25 protein-coding genes, 1 tRNA gene and 1 pseudogene are annotated in these 22,986 nt (G+C 31.1%); 22 read left to right on the top strand and 5 right to left on the bottom strand.

Going from position 1 to position 22,986, the window contains the following annotated elements:
- Positions 1–35: 35 nt before the first annotated feature.
- The 3 genes from RRF68_RS11995 to RRF68_RS11985 are packed head-to-tail and all read left to right on the top strand — an operon-like array spanning position 36 to position 1,563.
- On the top strand, positions 36–647 hold the full coding sequence (locus RRF68_RS11995) for a DUF4230 domain-containing protein (protein WP_218773191.1): 612 nt from the start codon (positions 36–38) through the stop codon (positions 645–647).
- Entirely contained in the window at positions 647–1,012 is a 366-nt protein-coding gene (locus tag RRF68_RS11990; RefSeq protein ID WP_218773192.1) for an MmcQ/YjbR family DNA-binding protein, read from the top strand. The genes RRF68_RS11995 and RRF68_RS11990 overlap by 1 nt, the downstream gene beginning before the upstream one ends.
- 2 nt (positions 1,013–1,014) lie before the next feature.
- Positions 1,015–1,563, top strand: coding sequence for a 5-formyltetrahydrofolate cyclo-ligase (locus tag RRF68_RS11985; RefSeq protein WP_315944488.1), 549 nt, complete (start codon positions 1,015–1,017; stop codon positions 1,561–1,563).
- Between the two features lie 49 nt (positions 1,564–1,612).
- On the opposite strand, the pseudogene rho reads toward RRF68_RS11985, so the two are convergent.
- Positions 1,613–3,303 (bottom strand): annotated as a pseudogene (gene rho, locus RRF68_RS11980) (transcription termination factor Rho).
- Between the two features lie 202 nt (positions 3,304–3,505).
- On the opposite strand from rho, the gene RRF68_RS11975 reads away from it, so the two are divergent.
- The 5 genes from RRF68_RS11975 (at position 3,506) to RRF68_RS11955 (ending at position 7,576) form a co-directional block, all read left to right on the top strand.
- Positions 3,506–3,943 (top strand): DUF4293 domain-containing protein, encoded by a 438-nt coding sequence (locus RRF68_RS11975; protein ID WP_275314928.1) that lies wholly within the window; start codon positions 3,506–3,508, stop codon positions 3,941–3,943.
- Between the two features lie 225 nt (positions 3,944–4,168).
- Positions 4,169–4,414 (top strand): response regulator transcription factor, encoded by a 246-nt coding sequence (locus RRF68_RS11970; RefSeq protein WP_315944487.1) that lies wholly within the window; start codon positions 4,169–4,171, stop codon positions 4,412–4,414.
- Positions 4,411–4,818, top strand: coding sequence for a response regulator transcription factor (locus tag RRF68_RS11965; protein WP_315944486.1), 408 nt, complete (start codon positions 4,411–4,413; stop codon positions 4,816–4,818). Before RRF68_RS11970 ends, RRF68_RS11965 begins: the two co-directional genes overlap by 4 nt.
- A gap of 274 nt (positions 4,819–5,092) precedes the next feature.
- Entirely contained in the window at positions 5,093–5,761 is a 669-nt protein-coding gene (locus RRF68_RS11960; RefSeq protein ID WP_315944485.1) for a hypothetical protein, read from the top strand.
- A gap of 210 nt (positions 5,762–5,971) precedes the next feature.
- Positions 5,972–7,576, top strand: coding sequence for a tetratricopeptide repeat protein (locus RRF68_RS11955; RefSeq protein WP_315944484.1), 1,605 nt, complete (start codon positions 5,972–5,974; stop codon positions 7,574–7,576).
- On the opposite strand, the gene RRF68_RS11950 is transcribed toward RRF68_RS11955, so the two are convergent.
- Positions 7,562–8,056 carry a metallophosphoesterase family protein gene (locus RRF68_RS11950; protein ID WP_275314931.1) on the bottom strand — a complete coding sequence of 165 codons (495 nt, stop codon included), beginning with the start codon at positions 8,054–8,056 and terminating at the stop codon, positions 7,562–7,564. The genes RRF68_RS11955 and RRF68_RS11950 overlap by 15 nt on opposite strands.
- A gap of 277 nt (positions 8,057–8,333) precedes the next feature.
- Between RRF68_RS11950 and truA the strand changes: the two genes are divergently transcribed.
- The 3 genes from truA (at position 8,334) to RRF68_RS11935 (ending at position 11,341) form a co-directional block, all read left to right on the top strand.
- Complete coding sequence (truA, locus tag RRF68_RS11945; RefSeq protein WP_218773200.1) at positions 8,334–9,068, top strand: tRNA pseudouridine(38-40) synthase TruA; 735 nt, start codon at positions 8,334–8,336, stop codon at positions 9,066–9,068.
- A complete protein-coding gene (locus tag RRF68_RS11940; RefSeq protein ID WP_315944483.1) occupies positions 9,068–10,831 on the top strand; it encodes an ABC transporter ATP-binding protein in 1,764 nt (587 codons plus the stop codon). The genes truA and RRF68_RS11940 overlap by 1 nt, the downstream gene beginning before the upstream one ends.
- A gap of 75 nt (positions 10,832–10,906) precedes the next feature.
- Positions 10,907–11,341 carry a hypothetical protein gene (locus RRF68_RS11935; RefSeq protein ID WP_218773202.1) on the top strand — a complete coding sequence of 145 codons (435 nt, stop codon included), beginning with the start codon at positions 10,907–10,909 and terminating at the stop codon, positions 11,339–11,341.
- A 102-nt stretch (positions 11,342–11,443) separates the two neighbouring features.
- On the opposite strand, the gene cdaA is transcribed toward RRF68_RS11935, so the two are convergent.
- Both cdaA and folP read right to left on the bottom strand, forming a co-directional pair.
- Positions 11,444–12,226 carry a diadenylate cyclase CdaA gene (gene cdaA, locus RRF68_RS11930; protein WP_218773203.1) on the bottom strand — a complete coding sequence of 261 codons (783 nt, stop codon included), beginning with the start codon at positions 12,224–12,226 and terminating at the stop codon, positions 11,444–11,446.
- A gap of 34 nt (positions 12,227–12,260) precedes the next feature.
- Positions 12,261–13,082, bottom strand: coding sequence for a dihydropteroate synthase (gene folP / locus RRF68_RS11925; protein ID WP_315944482.1), 822 nt, complete (start codon positions 13,080–13,082; stop codon positions 12,261–12,263).
- Between the two features lie 80 nt (positions 13,083–13,162).
- Between folP and RRF68_RS11920 the strand changes: the two genes are divergently transcribed.
- The 4 genes from RRF68_RS11920 to RRF68_RS11905 all read left to right on the top strand — a co-directional run bounded on the left by RRF68_RS11920 (position 13,163) and on the right by RRF68_RS11905 (position 15,850).
- Entirely contained in the window at positions 13,163–13,708 is a 546-nt protein-coding gene (locus RRF68_RS11920; RefSeq protein ID WP_218773205.1) for a DUF1599 domain-containing protein, read from the top strand.
- Positions 13,709–13,724: 16 nt separating this feature from the next.
- The gene (locus RRF68_RS11915; RefSeq protein WP_218773206.1) at positions 13,725–14,702 is read left to right on the top strand and encodes a DoxX family protein; all 978 of its coding nucleotides are present in this window, start codon (positions 13,725–13,727) and stop codon (positions 14,700–14,702) included.
- A 68-nt stretch (positions 14,703–14,770) separates the two neighbouring features.
- Positions 14,771–15,142 (top strand): fluoride efflux transporter CrcB, encoded by a 372-nt coding sequence (gene crcB / locus RRF68_RS11910; RefSeq protein ID WP_218773207.1) that lies wholly within the window; start codon positions 14,771–14,773, stop codon positions 15,140–15,142.
- A gap of 3 nt (positions 15,143–15,145) precedes the next feature.
- Positions 15,146–15,850 (top strand): crotonase/enoyl-CoA hydratase family protein, encoded by a 705-nt coding sequence (locus RRF68_RS11905; RefSeq protein WP_218773208.1) that lies wholly within the window; start codon positions 15,146–15,148, stop codon positions 15,848–15,850.
- A 28-nt stretch (positions 15,851–15,878) separates the two neighbouring features.
- On the opposite strand, the gene RRF68_RS11900 is transcribed toward RRF68_RS11905, so the two are convergent.
- Positions 15,879–16,484, bottom strand: coding sequence for a DUF1684 domain-containing protein (locus RRF68_RS11900; RefSeq protein WP_275314936.1), 606 nt, complete (start codon positions 16,482–16,484; stop codon positions 15,879–15,881).
- 479 nt (positions 16,485–16,963) lie between these two features.
- Here RRF68_RS11900 and RRF68_RS11895 point away from each other — a divergent pair, with 479 nt between their 5' ends.
- From RRF68_RS11895 to asd, 7 genes are all read left to right on the top strand, one after another.
- The gene (locus RRF68_RS11895; RefSeq protein ID WP_058884388.1) at positions 16,964–17,194 is read left to right on the top strand and encodes a hypothetical protein; all 231 of its coding nucleotides are present in this window, start codon (positions 16,964–16,966) and stop codon (positions 17,192–17,194) included.
- A gap of 400 nt (positions 17,195–17,594) precedes the next feature.
- A tRNA-Thr gene (locus tag RRF68_RS11890) sits at positions 17,595–17,668 on the top strand.
- Between the two features lie 102 nt (positions 17,669–17,770).
- The gene (gene udk, locus RRF68_RS11885) at positions 17,771–18,376 is read left to right on the top strand and encodes a uridine kinase (RefSeq protein WP_218773473.1); all 606 of its coding nucleotides are present in this window, start codon (positions 17,771–17,773) and stop codon (positions 18,374–18,376) included.
- Position 18,377: 1 nt separating this feature from the next.
- Complete coding sequence (locus RRF68_RS11880; protein WP_275314938.1) at positions 18,378–18,695, top strand: septum formation initiator family protein; 318 nt, start codon at positions 18,378–18,380, stop codon at positions 18,693–18,695.
- On the top strand, positions 18,695–20,044 hold the full coding sequence (locus RRF68_RS11875) for a methylmalonyl-CoA mutase subunit beta (protein ID WP_315944481.1): 1,350 nt from the start codon (positions 18,695–18,697) through the stop codon (positions 20,042–20,044). The genes RRF68_RS11880 and RRF68_RS11875 overlap by 1 nt, the downstream gene beginning before the upstream one ends.
- Positions 20,037–22,100 carry a methylmalonyl-CoA mutase gene (gene scpA, locus RRF68_RS11870; RefSeq protein ID WP_218773212.1) on the top strand — a complete coding sequence of 688 codons (2,064 nt, stop codon included), beginning with the start codon at positions 20,037–20,039 and terminating at the stop codon, positions 22,098–22,100. Before RRF68_RS11875 ends, scpA begins: the two co-directional genes overlap by 8 nt.
- Positions 22,101–22,104: 4 nt before the next feature.
- Positions 22,105–22,983 carry an archaetidylserine decarboxylase gene (gene asd, locus RRF68_RS11865; protein ID WP_315944480.1) on the top strand — a complete coding sequence of 293 codons (879 nt, stop codon included), beginning with the start codon at positions 22,105–22,107 and terminating at the stop codon, positions 22,981–22,983.
- Positions 22,984–22,986 lie beyond the last annotated feature (3 nt).

The following is a 22,986-nucleotide window of genomic DNA, read 5'->3' as shown; positions in this document are numbered from 1 at the left end:
TTATTCTCTACCATATTTTACGTAAATTCGTATTTATGGAATTACTTTTTTTAGGCTTAATAGGTGGAGCAATTGGCGCTTATTTTATTTTTCAAAAATTTTCATCAGTAACTAAAAAAAGTTTAACTGAGAAGCAATCTGTTATCTTACTTGATAAAATTAAAAAGGTATCTAAGTTAATCACTATCGAAGGAGAATTCGCTGAAATTTATCATCATGAAAACTCTAAAGAAAAGTTTTTAGGTTTGTTTACTAGTAAGAAAAAAGCTATTATTTTAATTAATGCGAAAGTGCATATTGGTTTTGATTTTAGAAAAATTAAAATGCATACCGATACCAAGAAAAAAATATTAATCTTATCAGAATTTCCGGAGCCAGAAGTTTTTTCGGTTGAACCTAACCTGCGTTTTTACGACATTCAAAACGGATTATTAAACAAGTTTAGTTCAGATGATTTAACAACAGTAAACAAAGAAGCTAAAGAGCATATTTTACAAAAAATACCAGAAAGCAACTTAATGCAAACTGCAAACAAAGAAGCTTTAGAGGCTATCTCTTTAATGCAAAACCTTGTAGAAACAATTGGATGGAAGCTAGATTTCTCTACGTTAGAAATACCTGAATCTACTAAAAAAATATCAAAATAATGCATATAGAACAGCTAAGAGATTATTGTATTACTAAAAAAGGGGTTACAGAACATTTTCCTTTTGATGAGGTTACACTCGTTTTTAAAGTAATGAATAAAATGTTTGCTTTAACTGGGTTGGATAGTTGGGAAAAAGGAGAAACTAAGGTAAATTTAAAGTGCGACCCTGATAAATCTTTAGAACTTCGAGGTGAATATGAAAGTATAAACCCTGGTTGGCACATGAATAAAAAACATTGGAATACTGTTACTTTAAATAACGATGTTTCTGACGATTTTGCTTTTCAATTAATAGATCATTCTTATGATTTAATTGTAAAAGGTTTAACAAGAAAACTGCAAGAAGAATTAAAAGCGATGTGAAAATGCTAAAATCAGATCTTAGAAAATTATACAAACAGAAGAGAAAAAACTTAACTGAGGTTGAAAAAACAAAGTTTCAAGAAAACATATATCAACAAATATTCGATATAGATTTTAACGATATCAATAATGTTCACTTGTTTTTATCGATACGGAAGTTCAATGAAATAGATACACAACCAATTATTGATTTCTTCAGGAAAAAGGATAAAAAAATTATTGTGAGTCAATGTAATTTTACTGACGATTCACTTTCTCATTTTTATCTAAAAGAAGACACCAAAATTGCTGTAAATAAATTTGGAGTTCCAGAACCTATAAATGCAGAAGAAGTTAAGGTAACAAAAATCGACTTAGTATTTGTGCCCATGCTAATTTCTGATAAACAAAACTACCGAGTTGGCTACGGAAAAGGATTTTATGATCGATTTCTAGTCGCTTGCAGAAAAGATACCAAAACGATTGGTCTTAATTTTTTCCCTCCAATACAAAAAATAGAAGATACTCATAAATTTGATATTCCTTTACATCAAATTATTGTTCCTAAATAAAAAAATCCCGCTTTGCAGCGGGATTTTTTATAAATTATATTTCAGTGAACTATCCGTTCATAGAAATTAAAAACTCTTCATTATTTTTAGAAACTCTAATTTTATCATTAATAAATGTCATTGCTTCAACAGGATTCATATCTGCTAAATATTTACGCAACACCCACATACGCTGAACAGTTTTCTCATCTAATAATAAATCATCACGACGCGTACTTGATTTAATTAAATCAATAGCCGGATAAATTCTACGATTAGAAATATTACGATCTAACTGTAATTCCATGTTACCAGTACCTTTAAATTCCTCAAAGATAACCTCATCCATTTTCGAACCAGTTTCGGTAAGTGCTGTAGCAATAATCGTTAACGAACCACCGTTTTCAATATTACGAGCCGCACCAAAGAAGCGCTTTGGTTTGTGCAATGCATTAGCATCTATACCACCAGATAATATTTTACCTGAAGCAGGTGCAACAGTATTATAAGCTCTTGCTAAACGCGTAATTGAATCTAATAAAATTACCACATCGTGTCCACATTCTACCAAACGTTTTGCTTTTTCTAAAACGATATTTGCAACACGAACATGCTTATCTGCAGGTTCATCAAAAGTAGATGCAACTACTTCTCCACGCACATTACGTTTCATGTCTGTAACCTCTTCTGGTCTTTCATCAATTAATAAAACAATTTGATATACTTCAGGGTGATTTGCTGCAATTGCATTGGCAACATCCTTTAATAACATTGTTTTACCAGTTTTTGGCTGTGATACAATCATACCACGCTGCCCTTTACCTATTGGAGAGAATATATCGATAATTCTTGTAGATAATGAACTTCCTCTTTCTGCTAAGTTGAATTTCTCTTCAGAAAACAACGGCGTTAAGTGTTCAAAAGATACACGATCACGAACGATATTAGGGTTTAATCCATTTATTTTTGATACTCTAATTAAAGGAAAATACTTTTCACCTTCTTTTGGTGGACGTACATTACCTAAAACAGTATCTCCGGTTTTTAATCCGAATAATTTTATTTGTGATTGCGAAACATAAATATCATCAGGTGATGATAAGTAGTTATAATCTGACGAGCGTAAGAATCCATAACCATCTGGCATCATCTCTAACACACCTTCACTTTCTATAATACCGTCAAACTCAAAATCAGGATCTCTATACTTATTACCACTTTTGTTATGTGATTTTTTAGCATTCTGATTTTTATGTTGCGACTTCTTGCTTGCCTCTACCTGTGCTCTTGGCCTTGGTGTCGGTGTAGCTTGTTTTTTTGTCTCTGTTTGTTTTTTAGGTTCTGCTTGCTGCTCTGAACTTAAAGCTTTTTTCTTTGCTTCTACCTCTGCTCTTGGTCTTGGCCTTGGTCTTGGAGCTGGCTTTTTAACCTCAACAACTTCTTTTTCTTCTGAGACTTTATCTTTAACCGCTTCAACCTTATTAACAACTGGAGTTTCTTTTTTTCCGCTTTAACAGCTACCTTTTTAACAACTTTTTCTTTTGGCTGTTTTTGGGTTTCTTCAGATTTTTCTATTCTTCTTCTTTTAGGCTTTTCCTCTACAGGTTTAGCTTCATTTGCACTAGTTTCAGCTTGTGCATCTAAAATTTTATAAACTAAATCTAATTTTTTTAACTGACTTACTTTTGTTAAACCTATAGTTTTTGCTATTGTTTGTAAATCTATTAGTTTTTTAGTTTTTAATTCCGAAATCTCGAACATTCGTAAAATAATTAAGTTATGTATAATCCTTTATGAAAAAAAGATATAGTTGTATTTAAGTTTTAATTTGATTGTAATTATATAGGGGCTACATAATTATCGACGTGTGCAGTTACTTACGTGACAAATATATACAAATATTTTAACTTGTAATATTTCTTTTTCTAAAAAGAAATATTACATTTGCTATCGAATAAAAAATATGATACAAAGAAAACAATCTATCTATTTATTAATTGCAGGAATTATTTCTGCAGGTTTAACGTTTATCTTTAGTCTTTGGACTAATTCTCAAACTAACCTACCTATATATATAGTCGATCTATTTTCAGGAGTTTCTGTTTTAGAAAAAACAACTCCTATATTATTTTTTGCTTCAGCTTTATTATCATTTGTAACCTTGTTTTTATTTAAAAACCGTCAGTTGCAATTTGTTTTAGGGCGTTTAAACATATTGATAAACCTTTTTTTATTAGGCATATTGATATATCTGTCACAAACATTATCTGGAGAAGCTTTAGTTTCTGAGAAAGGTATTGGGATGTTTTTTCCTGTCATTGTTATTTTGCTGTTAGTTTTAGCAAATAAAGCCATTAAGAAGGATGAAGATCTTGTAAAATCTGTCGATAGATTACGATAAACCTAACATCTTAGTATATTTAGTGCGAAAAAACCGAGATTTATATCTCGGTTTTCTATTTTTGTCACGTATCGATATCACTCAAATCACACTCCAAATGTTAAAGAAATGTTAACAAAAATAGGGTTAACCCTATTTCGTTAGGGTTAACCCTTAGATGACAAATAGGGTTATTGGGTATTGTACACACTATTTTTATATTATAGATTTGTAAACGTAACAACGATGAATCAGAAGATTAAAGTTCACATAGCCGATGACCACAAAATCTTAATAGATGGAGTTATCGCCTTATTAAATACTGAGGAGGACTTTGAAATAGAAGGATACTCTTTAACAGGAAAACAAGTAGTAGACTGGTCTGCTAAAAACAAAGCTGATGTGTTAGTTTTAGATATTAACATGCCAGAAATGGATGGTATTGAAGTTTTAAAAGCCTTTAAACAGCGTAGAAAAAAATTAAAACAGTGATACTATCTAGTTTAAGCGACCCAAAACTAGTGCAAGAAATAATAAGATTAGGAGCAAACGGCTTTATAGACAAAACCTGTGCTAGTGACCATATTATTAATGCTGTAAGAAGTGTTTACAATGGTGAACAATATTTTAGTGACGACGTAAAAAGTAGCTTATTAGAGCTATATGTAACAGAAGCTAAGATAAAAGAAGAAGGATTAAGGTATGGTAACTTAACAGAAAGAGAAGTTGAAGTTTTAAAGCTAATAGCTGAAGAAAAAAACTCTACTGAAATAGCAGAGCATCTATTGGTTAGTATTAAAACTGTTGAAACATACCGTAGAAGTTTATATAAAAAATTAAAAGTAAAAAACGTAGTAGGTTTAGCGATGTACGCTGTAAGAAACGATATAGTATAGAAACCCTTCAAAATGTTTTCTTTTATCCCCCGTAATAAAGAAAATGTCCCCCGAAATCTATACTTTATCAATAGTACATCGCTAATAACTACTAAATAAAAAAATATAATAGTAATAATAATTTATAGCGATGTAAGTGTTAGTAGTAGCATAAAATAGAAAACCTTTTATCTTGTTCTCTTTTACCCCTAAAATTAAATGCCAATTGGAATTCACATATTTTAATTGCATCGCTATTTTTTTAATCTTTTAAAATAATTTAAAACTGAAAATCATGAAAAATTTTACTCCTTTTTTATTAGTATTTAGTCTAATATTTGCTTCATGTTCATCTAACCAAGACGAAGTTATAGATACAAATCCTGAAAATTTATTACAATCATACACGTTAAAAAGAGATGCTAACGGTGCTTATTCTATAGACTTCAACACTGCAGAAAACACAGATGTAACTACCGTTAAAAATACTGACAATTCTAATGACATCATCTTATCTGAAGCAAACCACAAGACAGCTATTAAACACAGCAATGACTTTAATATTGAGGAAGACCAATTAAAAATAGGTTTTTTAGATGCTAACAAAGGGAAACGTATGCAAATATCTATTGAAGATGAAGATATTAAGTTTCATAAAGGTAGTGTTACCGAATTTTTAAGTTCATATAGTATTGCTAAGAATGAAGATGGCACATTTACACTTAACTTTACAGTTAATAATAACGTTACTACAGAATTCGTTTATAATGAAGAAATAGAAACTTACGAAGTACATTTAGCTACCGGAAAAGCAAAACAACAGGAGTTCTCAAGACAATTAGAGATGAATACAACTAATTTAATTAAATTAGATTTTGTTAATCATAAATATGAAGGGAGATCTGAAGAACCTACGAGCAAGAAAAAACCAAGATTATCTATACAAGGTACTGACTTCCTATAAATGAAATTCACCTTATTTAAAAATATTATTATAGCATCTATATTATTTTTCTCAATAATAAGTTACTCATTCACTAGAAAAAGTAAAGTAAATTCTTTTTCTAGTGAAAAAGAGGTTCTAAGAATAAAAGACTCTTTATTATATAAAAAATACAATTTATACAGGTTACTATACAAGCAACAAGAATATACTAAGGCGCTTGAAAGGTCATTGCAATTAATACAAATCGGAAAAGACAAAAACGATATAGAAATTCAATTTTTATCTACTTTTTTAGTTGCAGATATCTTTGTAAAAACAAAGAATTATAAAAAAGCTATTAATTATTATAAAGACTGTTTACGCTTAATTAATGATAAGAAAAATGCTGACTACAATTTTACAAGTAATGATGAAAAATATGTAAATACCCTATTAGGTATTGGGAGTAGCTACTCATACCTTAAAAATAACGCAAATGCTGAAAAATATTATCGTGAAATAATAACTATTAACACATTAAATCAAAATATTGAATCGATTAAAGCAAAAGCTTATGTTAATTTATCTGTTATTTTAATTAACTCAAAAAAACTTGAAGAGGCTAAAAAAAATTTAAAAAAAGCTATTAAAATTCATGAAAACACAAATAATAAACCTTTTCAAGCTTCTGCTCTTAACAACCTGGCTAGCATCTATTTAATTGAAGAGAACTATGAAGAAGCAAAAAAAATTTATTTTCAGGGATTAGAGTTAGTGAACCAAACAAACTCTATTAATGCTACAAAATTTAAAGAAGAGCTTTTTTATAATTTAGCTTGGACTCTGTACTTACTTAAAGACTACAAAGCATACGAGTATCAAGAAAAAGCATATGACTTAAAAGACAACCTTAGAGATAGTGAAGTTAGAAAAATGATTGAAAAAATTCATTCTAAACAAATAATTGATCTTGAAAAAGAAAAAAATAATTTAGTTAAAAACCAAACTGAATTAATAAAAGCTAAAGACGACAAAACCACCTTACTCTTTGGTGCCTTAAGTTTATTGGTGATTGTTATTTCTGGTGGATTGGTTTATAACTATAAGTTACGTAAAGACAACTTGCAATTAAAACTATCTGAAAACAGCTTAAAACAACAGCAGAGTATCGAAAAAATAAAATCAGATGCTCAAACAAAAATATTAAATGCCACAATAGACGGTAAAGAATCTGAACGAAAACAAATAGCGGAAACGTTACATGATAACGTTAGCGCATTACTATCGTCTGCAAACATGCATTTAAGCGCCACAAAAAAACAATTTAAAGGAGTTACTCCTTTAGAGATAGAAAAAACACAAGCTATAATATTAGAGGCTTCGCAAAAAGTAAGAGATTTATCACACAACCTTGTATCTTCTATATTACTAAAATTCGGGCTAGAGTATGCTTTAAAAGATGTTGCTAAGAAATTCTCTAACAGCGAATTAAAATTTAAAGTTAGCGCCCTAAACATCAATAGGTATAATCAAGAATTTGAAATAAAAGTGTTTAATATTATTCAAGAGCTTGCTAATAATATTCTAAAACATAGTAAAGCTAATTATGCTCAAATAATTATAAAACAAGAGAAGAATCAACTAACTGTTCTTGTTAACGATGATGGGGTTGGATTTTCAACCTCATCTTCTTCTTTTAAAAATAATGGCATCGGATTAAACCAAATAGAAGCTAGAATTGAAATGATGAACGGTAAATTCACTATTAATTCAGAAGATAACAAAGGAACTAAAGTTTCTATAATCATCCCTATCCAGCAACAAAAACCATTTCAATTTTCATCGGTGAGCTAACTCTATAACTTCCATATTTGTAATTTCACCAGCATGCAACTCAAAACGCAGCATTGTTCTTATTTTATGAAAACCGTGTTTTCCTGCAGCGCCGGGATTTAAGTGTAGTAAATTAAATTTTTGGTCGTATTGTACTTTTAAAATATGCGAATGTCCACTGATAAATATTTTGGGTGTATCAACTTTTAGCGCTTCTCTTACTCTCGGTTTATATGCATTTGGATATCCACCTATATGCGTAATCCAAACAGTAATACCTTCAACAGTAAATTTACTATCTAAAGGGAATTCTGCTCTCGCATCATTATCATCAATATTACCATAAACAGCGCGTAAAGGCTTGTGTTTTTTTAAAGTATCCGTAACATTTAAATCACCTATATCGCCTGCATGCCAAACCTCATCTGCTTGCTTTACAAACTTTAATATTTGATCATCAATATAACTATGCGTATCAGAAAGTAAGAGTATCTTTTTCATTACTACAAAACTAATAAATAGTGCATAAAAAATAGATCCATAATATATAATTATGAATCTATTATTAATGCACTAATGGAGCACTTGTATTTATCTCATTTTAACGAGCCATAAACATATAACACATTAAAATTTTTGATGTTAACCTATGTTTACAAATTAAATATTAACAACCTACCTATTCTTCATTTTAAAGAAATAGACTATATTTCTTTAAATAGCCATAACAACTCAGTCTAATATTTCATAATTTAGCCCTTTTAAATTTCATTGTTTTTTGAGGTATTTTATTGAACTAGCGTATAAAGGGAAAAACTATCATGGTTGGCAAATACAACCTGATGCAATTTCTGTACAAGAAAAAATAAACAATGCTATTAGTACTGTTTTAAGGCAAAACATAATTATTACTGGTGCTGGTAGAACAGATGCTGGTGTGCATGCATCGCAAATGTTTGCTCATTTTGATACAGATATTGTTTTAGCTAAAAACTTTGCTTTTAGGTTAAATGCTCTTTTACCCGATGATATTGTAATATACAATACCAAATTAGTGCATGATGATGCACATGTTCGTTTTGATGCTACTAGCAGAAGTTATGAGTATAAAATTTGGCTTGGCAGAAATCCGTTTTCGTTAGACACTGCTTGGCAACTATACAATCAACAATTAAACATTAATTTAATGAATCAGGCTGCTGCAATTTTATATGAACATGAAGATTTCGAATGTTTTTCGAAAGTAAAAACAGGTGTTCATACTTTTAATTGCGATGTTACAAACGCTTTGTGGGTTTTAAATGGTAACGAATTGACTTTTCATATCAGCGCAAACCGTTTTTTAAGAAACATGGTAAGAGCAATTGTAGGCACATTAATAGATATCGGAATCGGTAAAACAACTATTGATGATTTTAAAAAAATTATAGAAAGCAAAAACAGAAGTAAAGCAGGAACCTCTGTACCTGCAAAAGGATTATTTTTAACAAAAGTAGAATACAATTATATATAGTGAGTAAAACAACAGGAAAAGCATTTGACATTAAGATTTTTGTAAGACTAATGAGTTTTGCAAAACTTTACCGTGTACGATTTATTGTAGCAGCAACATCAACAATACTCTTAGCTGTTTTCGCTGTAATGAGTCCGGTTATTTTAATGGCGGCTATTGATGATTTTGTGGCGCATAAAGATTTAACAAGATTACTGTATTATACAATAGCGATGCTTGCCGTGCTATTAGTACAAGTATTATTTCAGTTTAGTTTTATTTACAATGCCAATTGGGTCGGTCAACATATTATTAGAGATATAAGGGCTAAAACATTCAGAAAAATAGTAGCTTTTAAAATGAGTTATTTCAACAACTCATCCGTAGGTAAATTGGTTACCAGAGTTGTGTCTGACATCGAAACAATTGCTAATTTTTTTACGCAAGGTGTTTTTATGATTATCAGTGATGTTTTAAAAATGATCATTGTTATAATTGTAATGCTTTATACCAATTGGAAGTTAGCAATCATAGCATTGGCAACACTACCTGTTTTAATTTATGCTACAAAGATTTTTCAGATAGCCATAAAATCTACTTTTCAAGATGTACGTAATCAGGTAGCAAACCTTAATGGTTTTGTTCAAGAAAGAGTAACAGGAATGAAAATTGTGCAACTCTTTAATCGTGAAAAAATTGAATATCAAAATTTTGTTGGTATTAACGAAAAACATAAAAAAGCACATGTAAAAACGGTTTGGTATTATTCGATATTTTTTCCAATTGCAGAAATATTATCATCTATTGCTATCGGACTAATTGTATGGTTTGGCGGACTTCAAGTTGTTGAGGATAATGCGGTAACTGTTGGTGCAATTATTGGATTTATAAAAATGTCTCAAATGCTATTTAGACCACTTCGTCAAATTGCAGATAAATTCAACCAACTACAAATGGGAATTGTAGCTGGAGAAAGAGTTTTTAATGTGATTGATACCGAAAGCTCTATTACAAAAAGTGGTACCATTACTACCGAATCACTACAAGGAAACATCCGTTTTAAAGACGTGCGTTTTAGCTACATTAAAGACGAAGAAGTTTTAAAAGGCATTAGTTTTAATGTTAAAAAAGGAGAGACTATTGCCATTGTTGGTGCAACAGGAGCTGGAAAATCGACTATTATAAATTTAATAAACCGTTTTTACGAAATAGATAGCGGCGCTATTTACCTTGACGATGTTCTTGTTGAAGATTATGAAATTAATGCACTGCGTGAAAAAGTTGCTGTAGTTTTACAAGATGTATTTTTATTTTCTGATACTATTTTTAATAATATTTCTTTAAAAAACAACGACATTTCTCTTGATGATGTAAAGAAAGCTGCCAAACAAATTGGTATTCATGATTTTATCATGACATTACCCAACAACTATGCATACAATGTGAAAGAACGTGGTGGAATGCTTTCTTCTGGACAGCGCCAATTAATCGCTTTTTTACGTGCATATGTTAGCAAACCAAGTGTTTTAATTTTAGACGAAGCTACATCATCTGTAGATACACATTCTGAACAAATGATTCAACATGCTACCGACGAAATTACAAAAGGTAGAACCTCTATAGTTATTGCACACCGATTAGCAACTATAAAAAAAGCAGATACTATTATTGTTATGGATAAAGGTATAATTGTTGAGCAAGGCGATCATAATCAGTTACTTCAAAAAAATAATGGTTATTATAAAAATCTTTATGAAAAGCAATTTAGCACTGAAATTATTTAACATTTAAGTTTGTTTAGATTTGTTAAAAGAATACATTTGCGTTAATCAATCTATTAATTAAAAAAACGTAAAACAATGAAAAAAGTAATTTTAACCATGTGTGTTGCTGGTGCTTTATTAGCAACTTCTTGTAAAAATGAGGCTAAAGACGCTAAAGAAACTACTATTGAAGCTGTAGATACTGCAACTGAAAAAGCTACTGAAGCTGCTGAAGAAGTTGAAGCTGCCGCTGAAGAAGCTACTGAAGCTGTAGAAACTGCTTTTGAAGGAGTAACTATTCCTGAATTTAAAGACCCTAAAGTAGGTGAGTATTTAGAATCTTATGCTGAATATGCTCAAAACTATATTGATGCTAAAGGAGATGTATTAAAAAATACTGAATTAGCTAAAAAAGGTGTTGAATTAGCTGCTAAAGGAAAAGAAATCGTTGCTACTTTAGATGCTGAAGGAACAAAGAAATTTAACTCAGTAATGAGTGCTATACAATCTAAAATGGCTCCTGCTAAATAATTTTAGATTCTTATAAAAGTTAAAAAGCTCGCAATTGCGAGCTTTTTTTTATTTAATCCTTATATTTTTTCATCCTTTTAAATAAATCTAAAAAAATATTACTTAGGTAGTTAAATCTTTTTGAAGTCTTAAAAATAAATCTTCTTGTGTTTTATAAAATACAAATTCCCCATTATTTATATAAGATATCTCTCCTGTTTCTTCTGAAACTAACAAGCAAATAGCATCTGTTTTTTCTGTAACTCCAATAGCTGCTCTGTGCCTTAACCCAAAACGAGATGGTATTTTTGTACTTCCAGAAACAGGTAAAACTACACGAGTAGCAATAATAAAGTTATCACGAATTACAGTTGCCCCATCATGTAGCGGACTATTTTTATAAAAAATACTTTCTAAAATAGCTTCGTTTACCAAAGCATTCATTTTATCTCCTGTATTTATTAAAAAATCAAGATTGTTTGTTTTTTCAATAACCAACAAAGCACCTGTTCGTGTTTTAGACATACTTTTACATGCTGTTAAAATTGTTTCAACATCTGTTTCTGAATTAATTTCAGTTTTTAAAAACTTCAATTGGTTTAAAAAACCTCGTTTCGCTGAAAAATTAGTGGTTCCTATCATCAATAAAAACTTTCTAATTTCTTGCTGAAACACAATAAGTAAAGCAATAACACCACCAGAAAGTAAATAACCAAGAATTCCACTTAACATTTCCATGTGAAGTGCTTGTGTTATTTTCCATATTAAAAATATCAACGCAATTCCTATCACAATATTAATAGCCACTGTTCCTTTTAACAACTTATAAATATAGTAAAGTAGTATTGCTACTAGAATAATGTCAAGTACATCAAGAAACGAAAAATCGATAAAATCTAAATTCATTAATTATTTTGAAGTTTTAGTAAAAGTAATCATTTTATCCTAATTGCCTCACGATTTTTACTGCTTCAACTGCCTCTTTTACATCATGAACTCTTAAGATATTTGTTCCGTTTAAGAGCGCAATTGTATTGGCTACCGTAGTTGCGTTTAATGCTTCTTGAGGTATAATATCAAGCGTTTTGTAAAGCATTGATTTTCTTGAAACTCCTGTTAAAATAGGCACTTCTAAATTTTCAAATAACGAAAGTTTTTTCAGTAACTCGTAATTATGTTCTGTTGTTTTTCCAAAACCAAAACCTACATCTATAATAACATCGTTTACTTTTAGTTCACGGAGTTTACGTAACTGCGCTGCAAAAAACGAAATTATATCCGTTACCACATTTTCATAAACAGGGTTTAACTGCATACTCTGCGGAGTTCCTTGCATGTGCATCATTATATAAGGCACCTGCAAACTCGCCACTGCTGCAAACATTTTATCATCTTGTACACCTCCAGAAATATCATTAATTATTGATGCTCCTGCATTAATTGATTCTTTTACAACAGCACTTCTAAAAGAATCTACAGAAATAAGAATATCAGGAAAATGCTTCACCAATAATTTTATTACCGGCACTATTCTTTGCAGTTCTTCTGCCTCAGAAACATGCTTTGCTCCCGGTCTTGACGAATACGCTCCAACATCAATAAAGGTTGCACCTTCCTGTAGCATTTTCTCAGTTTGACTAAGAATTGCATGTTCGTCTTTGTACTTTCCACCATCAAAAAAAGAATCTGGGGTGATATTTAAAATCCCCATTACTTTCGGAGAAGTAAGATCGATTAATGTTCCTTTACAATTAATTGTCATCCTTATAAATTTCTAAGTAAAAATAAATGAAAAGCTTTTAATATTTACTATTTTTGATGGATTACTTTTAAATAAAAAAGATGCAAAACACATCCAAACAATATGATGTAGTAGTAGAGGAATGTAGTAGTTTGTTTACAAAAAAAATGAGCGATTATGGTAGTGCATGGAGAATCTTAAGACTTCCATCTCTAACGGATCAAATATTCATAAAAGCACAACGTATCCGCCAGTTACAAGAAAATACCAAGCGTATGGTAGACGAAGGAGAAAAACCAGAATTTATAGGGATCATTAATTATTCAATAATGGCACTTATTCAGCTAGAACTAGGTGTTGCCGACCAACCAGATTTAAATACAACTGAAGCCACATCGTTATATAATAAACACATAAAAATCACCAAAGAATTAATGGAAAATAAAAACCATGATTACGGTGAAGCTTGGCGAGATATGAGAATTTCATCTTTAACGGATTTAATTCTTCAAAAATTACTTCGCGTAAAACAAATTGAAGATAACAAAGGAAAAACCTTAGTTTCTGAAGGAATCGATGCAAATTACCAGGATATGATTAATTATGCTATTTTTGCTTTAATCCATCATTCAGAGTTAGATAGTTAACCTTAAACCCCAAAAAATGATTTTAAAAATTTTAACACACATTTCAAGAGTATTAGTAGGGCTTTTATTCATTTATTCAGGCTTTGTTAAGTTAGTAGATCCGATTGGCTCTCAATACAAGTTTCAAGAATACTTTAGTGAAGGTGTTTTAAATATGGAATTCTTAATTCCTTATACTTTGCCTTTTGCTATTCTTTTAATTATCTCTGAATTAGTTTTAGGAGTAATGCTTATTGTTGGTTACAAACCAAAACTTACGATATGGAGTATATTTAGTCTTAACATCATCTTTTTATTCTTAACATGGTATTCTTATACTTATAACAAAGTTACAGACTGCGGATGTTTTGGTGACGCCCTAAAGCTTACACCTAAAGAAACTTTTTATAAGAATGTTGTATTTATGGTTTTTATCGTCATTTTAATCTTCGGGTTAAAACATATTAAACCTTTACTTTCAGACAAACTTGGCGCTATAAAAACGTACGGAACCATATTAGTTTCGCTATTCATTACCTACTATGTATTAAATCATTTACCAATTATCGATTTTAGAGCCTATTCAATAGGTACAGATATCGCTGAAGGTATGAAATATCAAGAAGATAGCGATGAAGTACCACCAATTCATGATTTTATGATTGAAACCGACGAAGATGGAGATCAACTAGAAGCTATGCTAGCAAAAGACAAGGCAATGCTTATTATCATGTATAATTTCGAAAAAACAGAAAAACAAGGTATTGCTGCGATTTCAAAAACTGCTGCAAACGCTAAAGCCAAAGGTTATGAAGTTTATGTTTTAACAGCTTCTTATATTGAAGACTTAGCAGCCACACAAAAAGAATTTAACCTACCATATACATTCGGATTCTGTGATGAAACAGCTTTAAAAACAGTTATCAGAGCAAATCCAGGAATTGTTACTGTCGAGAAAGGAATTATCGTAGGTAAATGGAATTGGACAGATGCGGATGATGTTACTTTAAAATAACAATATCTTATAATATTCACACAATAAAACCTCGCAATTATGTGAGGTTTTATTATTTTAGCAAAGACATGAAACAACTTTTACTAGTTTTTATTGGCGGTGGCTTTGGAAGCGTTTTAAGATTCTTCATAGGAAAAACCTTAAACAACACACAAACAGGAATTCCGTACGGAACCTTTGCAGCAAATATTATCGGAAGCTTGCTCATCGGATTTATTTTAGGCTTAGCCGCCAAAAACGAAGCCTTATCTCAAAACAGTACACTATTATTAGCAACAGGGTTTTGTGGCGGATTTACCACATTCTCTACCTTTGCATATGAGAATCATATATTTTTAAAATCCGGAGACTTCACTTCATTTGCCTTATACACAATCGCAAGTTTTGTTGTAGGCTTTTTAGCTGTTTTTGCCGGAATCTACCTTATCAAATTTATTTAAATTATGAACGAATTAGTACAATATACAACAAAAGATAATTACGCAATTATCACCCTTTCTAACGGAAAAGTAAACGCCATATCACACGAAGTTATAGATTCACTATACTCTTTATTAGACAAAGCTGAACAAGAGAAAAAGATCGTTATTTTAACTGGTCAACCCGGAATGTTCTCTGCTGGTTATGATTTAAAAAGCATGACAGCATCGCCTGAATCTGCTTTAGAATTAGTTACCAAAGGATCTAAACTATCTCACAGAATGCTATCTTTTCCTTTCCCAATAATTACAGCCTGTACAGGTCATGCAGTTGCCAAAGGAGCTTTTTTATTACTTTCTTCGGATTACAGACTCGGTACGGAAGGTGATTTTAAAATAGGCTTAAACGAAGTAATGATAGGAATGACCATGCACAATGCCGGTATCGAAATAGCCAAAGCGCGTTTAGCTCCTGTTTATTTTGAACGAAGTGTAAACAATTCAGAAATCTACAGCCCAAAAGATGCTATTACAGCAGGATTTTTAGACAAAATTGTTCCTGAAACTCATTTATTACCTACAGCTATTAAAATTGCTGAAATGTTTGCTTCTTTAAACCCAAAAGCACATGCGGCTACAAAATTAAAAGTCAGAAAAGATTATTTAACTTCATTAGAAGAAGCTATTGAACAAGATATTAAAGACGGATTACATCCACCTACAAAATAAAAAAAACCTGCTTATCGCAGGCTTTTTTTTACTTCTTATACGCCATAACTCCGGCTTTTATTTCTGTATTTAAATAATTATCTCTTGGAGCAATAGGGCAAGAATATCGATCACTGTAAGCACAATACGGATTATAAGCCTCGTTAAAATCAATACCAATCGTTCCGTTACTATTTACATCTGTAATTAAAACATCTATAAATCGTCCTCCTTCATAAGATGTTTTTCCGTTTGTATTATCTAAAAAAGGTAAGAATAAATTGTCCTTGTATATAACTTCAGGATTTTCTTCCTTATAAATAGCTAACTCAAAATTTTCGCCATCAATAAAAAAAGATACGATACCGTACTGTTCATAAACCGCTACCCTATCTGTTGTTGTCGGAAAATAAAAACTAGGCGCATCAGGTGTTTTTGTTAATTTGGCCACCAACTTATATTTATCATCAATTTTAAAAAAATCTAATCCTTTAAATTTCTTTAAATCTCTTTTTGTTAGTGGTGATTTAGAAGCATCTTTAAACTTAGCATTCATTTCTTTTTGGAAATCTGAATCTCCCAATACCTTTCTTTTTTCATTACTGCTACATGCCTGAATAATAATTACAAGGATAATTAATGTGAATTTTCTCATTTATTTTCAATAATTTAAAATGTATTATTTATCAATTGTATTTATATACTCAGTAATTTTCTAAAATATTAATTTTATTTCAGAAGTAACATATCGTATTCTTTAGCAAAAATAAGGAACTTTCGTGCTTTATAAATAGTATTTCATACAAGAAAAAAAATATGACATTAGTAACAAAATAGCTTTATCTTGTTAAAATTCTACTAATAAATTTGACTTATCAAGAAAAAATTATTACATTTAACACAATAGATTAAATCTATAATTGAAGAAAAAGCAAAAATCATGCTTTAATGAACTATATAAAGAAAAATTATAAATAAATAAAACAATTTGATTGTTTTATTATAGGTTAACAAAAAGATTAATTTATATTTGTCGCCCATTTTACTTTATGATTTTACAATTTTGTGTAAAGCAAAATCAATTACCAGACTAAAATCTAAAAGATAATATAAATAACCATAAGTAAGTATTTTATGAATTCAGAATTAATTAGTAAAGCAGACGAATTTGAACACAGAAAATTCAAATTTATTACTACTAGTGATAGAATATTAGCTTCAAGAGAGGTAAAATCTTTAATACTAGAAATAAACGAAGTATATAAAGAAACAAAAGATAGTGCCCTAATGGATGCTATGAAGCGATTAACAGTTGTAAAACAACGAATTGAAAAAAGATTAAAAGGTAAACCTTTAACTGCATAAATTTATTACAACAATAAACATAGCTTTTGCTCGTTTATTACTACAAATGGAATGGTATTTTTCATAGTTTACCATTCTTAATAATATTTATTCTTGATAAAAGCTCTAGTTACATCTAGAGCTTTTTTATTTTACAGCTATTTTTTATAAAAAAATATACATATACTTCTTTAAAAATACGCTTATAAAACTTTAAAGAACCCTAAAAAAGCTATTTTAAATATTATTCTAAAAAAAAGAAATATTTTTTTCCTACATTAAACAACAGCTATTTTAATGCTAATGAGATAGTTAATTTACGCAAAAAAAAGACATCAAAAAAAGCGTTAAAAAAAACGAAAAAAACTTTTGTCAGATTCAAAAAAGAATATATATTTGCATCGCTTTTAAAGGCAAACAAGCCGATGTAGCTCAGCTGGCTAGAGCAGCTGATTTGTAATCAGCAGGTCGGAGGTTCGAGTCCTCTCATCGGCTCACTAAAAATAAAAAGCGCTAACTTAAGTTAGCGCTTTTTTTATGCACATATTTCACTAAATTTGCTTTAATAATTCATCTTAATAAAACTCAATGAAAAATATATTTGTAATCGGTATTGCTGGCGGAACAGGAAGTGGAAAAACAACCGTAGTAAATCAAATAATTAATGAGCTACCGCAAGATGAAGTATGCATTATATCACAAGATTCATATTATGCCCAAACCGACAACTTAAGCTACGAAGAACGTACAAAGATAAACTTCGACCATCCTAGGGCGATCGACTTCGATTTATTAGTAAATCATTTGAGCGATTTAAAGAGCGGCAAAATAATAGAACAACCTATTTATTCGTTTGTTGCGCACAACAGAACTAAAGACACCATAAAAACACACCCTAGAAAAGTTATTATTGTTGAAGGTATTTTAATTTTTAACAGCAAAGAACTACGAAACCTTTGCGATATAAAAGTTTTTGTACATGCAGATGCTGATGAACGTTTAATTAGAAGAGTTCGAAGAGATATAAAGGAAAGAGGTAGAGATATTGATGAAGTTTTAAATAGATATCAAAGCACCTTAAAACCAATGCACCAACAATTTATTGAACCTACAAAGAACTATGCCGACATTATAATTCCTAACGATAGGTACAACACTGTAGCCATAGATATTGTTAGAACCGTAATTAGCGACCGTTTGTAACATGAATTTAAAATCAATAAAAAATAAACCATCTTTTAAAATCGCAACAAATATTTACGTTGTTATTTTAACGGTATTTGTTATTTGGATGCTTTTTTTTGATGAAAATTCTTATCTTACCCATAGAGAGTTCAATGAAGAAATTGAAGAATTAGAAATTTGGATAGATTATCACAAGAACAAAATTGATAAAGACAAAAAAACTATAAAAAAACTTCAGGATTCTCTTCAGCTAGAACGCTATGCGCGTGAAAAATATTTGATGAAGAAAGAAGATGAAGATATTTATATTATCGAATTTGATACCCTACAAAAATAATGAGTACTTATTTATTTAATGACTTCAAGGAAATTAGTGCTGCCGAATGGAAACAAAAAATACAGGTAGATCTTAAAGGCGCGGACTATAACGATACGCTTCTTTGGAAAACCGACGAGGGCATTACAGTAAAACCCTTTTACACAAAAGAAGACCAAACAAAAACAGCAATTGCAACGCCTAAAAAGGGGTTTAATATTTGTCAGTCTATTTATATAGAGGACGAAAAAAAAGCAAATTCTTTTGCAATCGACTCTTTAAAAAGAGGTGCGAAATCTATCGAATTTAAAGCAAAAACGAAGTTCGATTACAAAACACTCCTTCAAGATGTAGACCTTAAAAACACTGTACTTTATTTTAAAGTAAAGTTTTTAGATGCTAACTTTATCATTGAATTATCAAACTATATAGCTTCAGACAACTGTTATTTTAATATTGATATTGTTGGCAATTTAACGAGTACAGGTAACTGGTTTACAAACCTAAATAATGATCACAAAGAATTCGAAAAGATCATTAATAACGTCTCTAATGCTATTTGCATTAACGTTTCAACATATCAAAATGCTGGCGCGAATAATACGCAACAACTTGCCTACGCACTTGCGCACGCAAATGAATATTTAAATCACTTCGGAAGTAAAATAGCCAACAACATACATTTTAATTTTTCTGTAGGTAGTAACTACTTTTTTGAAATAGCAAAACTAAGAGCTTTTAGAATCTTATGGGCATCACTTTTAAAAGAGTACGCTATTAAAAACAATACAACACATATATTTGCACAACCTAGCTTACGCAATAAAACCTTATACGACTACAATGTAAACATGCTTCGTACTACATCAGAATGCATGAGCGCTATTTTAGGTGGAGCTGACACGGTTTGTAATATTTCTTACGATGATATTTTTCATCATTCGAATGAATTTGGCGAGCGTATTTCTAGAAATCAATTATTGATTTTACAACAAGAAAGCGAACTTTCAGAAGCTCAGAATTTTGCAGACGGTGCTTATTATATTGAAGCTATCACGCAGCAGTTAGCTCATAATTCTTTAGAAGTATTTAAAACTATCGAAAAAGGTGGCGGGTTTTTAAAACAACTTAAAGAAGGAATCATTCAGCGAAAAATTAAAGATGCTGCCGAAAAAGAACAAGCAAAATTCGATACTGGTAAATTAGTTTTATTAGGAACTAATAAAATTCAGAACGACAAAGATAAAATGAAGAATGATTTGGAGCTTTTTCCGTTTATGAAAATCAGAAACGAAAAAACACTCATCCAACCGATTATTCAAAAAAGATTGGCTGAAAAGCTAGAACAAGAACGTTTACAAGATGAGTAGAAAAAACGTATCAAACATACAATTAGACCAAAGTCAAAAATCACAAGTTGAAAGCAAACATCATGAAGATTTCGTTGCTGGTATTGCTCCGAATTTACGCGGACCTTACTCAACAATGTACGTTCGAAGACCTTGGACTATTCGTCAATACGCCGGATTTTCAACCGCTGAAGAAAGCAATGCTTTTTACAGAAGAAACTTAGCGGCGGGTCAAAAAGGACTTTCTGTTGCTTTTGATTTAGCAACACACCGCGGGTACGATTCAGATCACGAACGTGTACAAGGTGATGTAGGAAAAGCAGGTGTAGCGATTGATTCGGTTGAAGACATGAAAATATTGTTTGACCAAATTCCGTTAGATAAAATGTCGGTTTCAATGACAATGAACGGAGCAGTTTTACCGATTCTTGCCTTTTATATTGTTGCCGCCGAAGAACAAGGTGTTGCTCCTGAACTATTATCAGGAACCATTCAAAACGACATTTTAAAAGAGTTTATGGTGCGTAATACGTATATCTACCCACCTACTCCATCAATGAAAATCATTGCTGATATTTTTAAATACACTTCGGATTTTATGCCGAAATACAACTCAATTTCTATTTCTGGCTATCACATGCAAGAAGCAGGTGCAACTGCTGAAATTGAATTGGCATATACTTTAGCTGACGGATTAGATTACATCAAAAAAGGATTAGAAGCAGGAATGGACATTGATACTTTTGCACCTAGACTATCTTTTTTCTGGGCAATAGGCATGAACCATTTTGTAGAGATTGCCAAAATGCGAGCAGCCAGAATGTTATGGGCAAAAATCGTAAAACAATTCAATCCTAAAAACCCAAAATCGTTAGCATTACGAACACACTGTCAAACAAGCGGTTGGTCTTTAACAGAGCAAGATCCTTTTAACAATGTAGCGCGAACAACAATTGAAGCTATGGCTGCAGCTTTTGGCGGCACACAAAGTTTACACACCAACGCGCTGGATGAAGCAATTGCTTTACCTACAGACTTTTCTGCACGAATTGCTCGTAACACACAAATATACTTACAAGAAGAAACACATATTACAAAAACGGTTGATCCTTGGGCAGGAAGCTATCACGTAGAACAACTTACCGAAGATATTACCAACAAAGCTTGGGAATTAATCAAGGAAGTTGAGGAATTAGGCGGAATGACAAAAGCCATTGAAAAAGGAATTCCGAAAATGCGTATTGAGGAAGCTGCTGCTAAAAAACAAGCAAAAATAGATAGCGGCCAAGACGTTATTGTAGGGGTAAATAAATACCAACTAAAAAAAGAAGATCCGTTACATATTTTAGAAGTTGATAATGAAGCGGTACGTTTATCACAAATTGAGAGGTTAAACGAAATAAAATTAAAAAGAGACAGCGCTAAGGTTACAAAATCTTTAAACGACTTAACAGCTTGCGCTAAATCCAACGAAGGAAATTTATTAGATTTAGCAGTAAAAGCTGCTAAAAACAGAGCCACTTTAGGAGAGATTTCGGACGCTTTAGAAAGTGTTTTCGGACGTCATAAAGCAGTTCACAAAACAATTTCGGGCGTGTATAGTAAGGAAATAAAAGACGATAAGTTATTTAAGAAAGCAATTGAATTTGCCGATAAATTTTCGGAGTTAGAAGGACGAAGACCAAGAATAATGATTGCCAAATTAGGGCAAGATGGTCATGATCGTGGTGCAAAAGTAGTTGCCACTGGTTATGCCGATTTAGGTTTTGATGTAGATATTGGCCCTTTATTTCAAACACCACAAGAAGCAACAAAGCAAGCTATTGAAAACGATGTTCATATTTTAGGGATTTCGTCATTAGCGGCAGGTCATAAAACACTAGTTCCCCAAGTAATTGCAGAACTAAAAAAATATGGACGTGAAGATATTATGGTCATTGTGGGTGGTGTAATTCCCGCGCAAGATTATCAATATTTATTTGATGCAGGCGCCGTAGGTGTTTTTGGCCCTGGAACCAAAATTGCACAAGCAGCAATTGATATGTTAACTATTTTAATTGATAGTGTAGAGGAATAAAATTATGAAAATAAAATTCATCGATAGAACATCTGGCAATATCATTACCGAAACTCCGCCTGGTGAAGTTTTTTTAAAGTTGTTATACAATAACCCGTTTGGTAAAATGGCTTTTTTACCCATAGCAAAACGCAAGTTTTTATCTGCTTGGTATGGTAAAAAAATGGACAAACCTTCTTCTGTAAAAAAAATAGAAGGTTTTGTAAAACAGTTAGATATTGATATTGATGAAGCTGAAAAACCAATTTCTGAATTTACTTCATTTAACGATTTCTTTTATAGAAAACTAAAACCAACTGCCAGACCTATTGAAAATGGCTTCACCTCTCCTGGAGACGGAAAAATGCTTGCTTTTGAAAACATTGCAGACATTAAAGATTTCTTTATAAAAGGACGAAAATTCACCTTAAAAGAGTTTTTAGCCAATGATAAATTAGCTGAGAAACACAAAAACTCATCGCTAATTATTTTACGATTAGCTCCAAACGACTACCACCGCTATCATTTTCCGTATGACGGTACACCTTCTGAAATGACGAAGATAAAAGGTGACTATTTTTCAGTTTCTCCCTACGCATTGGCATCAAACTTTACCAAAGTTTTTTGCGAAAACAAACGTGAGTATTGCATTTTATCATCCGAAGAAAAAGGAGAAATTATTGTAGCTCCTGTTGGTGCAACCATGGTAGGAACTATTATCGAAACTTTTAAACCCAACATAAAAATAAAAAAAGGGGATGAAATGGGCTATTTCGCCTTCGGCGGGTCTACAATTGTGCTGTTAGTTGATAAAAATAAATTAACGATTGACGCCGACCTACTAAAGAATACAAAGAACCGTATTGAAACATTTGTTAAAATGGGAGAAAAGATAGGGATATAACCT

This window comes from Tenacibaculum sp. HL-MS23 (assembly GCF_032463465.1).
Classification (GTDB): Bacteria; Bacteroidota; Bacteroidia; order Flavobacteriales; family Flavobacteriaceae; genus Polaribacter; species Polaribacter bernardetii.
This window is presented reverse-complemented; position numbering and strand designations above follow the sequence as displayed.